1 protein-coding gene is annotated in these 481 nt (G+C 42.0%); it reads left to right on the forward strand.

Annotated features, from left to right (window positions below):
* On the forward strand, positions 1-466 hold a 466-nt coding region (locus ACO1B7_RS18585; protein WP_423090480.1), incomplete at its 5' end, for a HipA domain-containing protein.
* Positions 467-481: the final 15 nt, after the last annotated feature.

Raw genomic sequence — 481 nt, forward strand, 5'->3', positions numbered from 1 at the left:
GACCCATAACCAGATCTGTAGCCTGTTGATGCAATGCTGTACTGAACCAAAACAGGAAATCTTTGAATATTTGAAGCGTGATCTTGCCAATGTCGCTTTAGGCAATAAAGACAATCATACCCGTAATACAGCGATTCAACGTTTCAATAATGGAATCATTCAACTAACCCCATTATTTGATTTTGCGCCGATGTGGCTCCATCCAGATGGTATTGCCCGAACTACACGTTGGGAGCGAGATGATCATGGTGGCATGCCAATTTGGCATTCAGTCATTGAACAGATCGCCGAAAGCACGATGATTGATCCACAAGAAATCAAAGCGGTATTAATCGAGCAATTACCACTTTATCAGGGGTTACTCGAGCACATGCAGCATCTGCAATTGGCACCTGAAATTCTTGAAAATAGCCAGTATCGAATTAATAATATTTGCCAACAATTGGAGGAGCTGAATCATGGATAAACGCTTTAAGCCCCT

Source organism: Acinetobacter lwoffii, assembly GCF_049367455.1.
GTDB lineage: Bacteria > Pseudomonadota > Gammaproteobacteria > Pseudomonadales > Moraxellaceae > Acinetobacter > Acinetobacter lwoffii_W.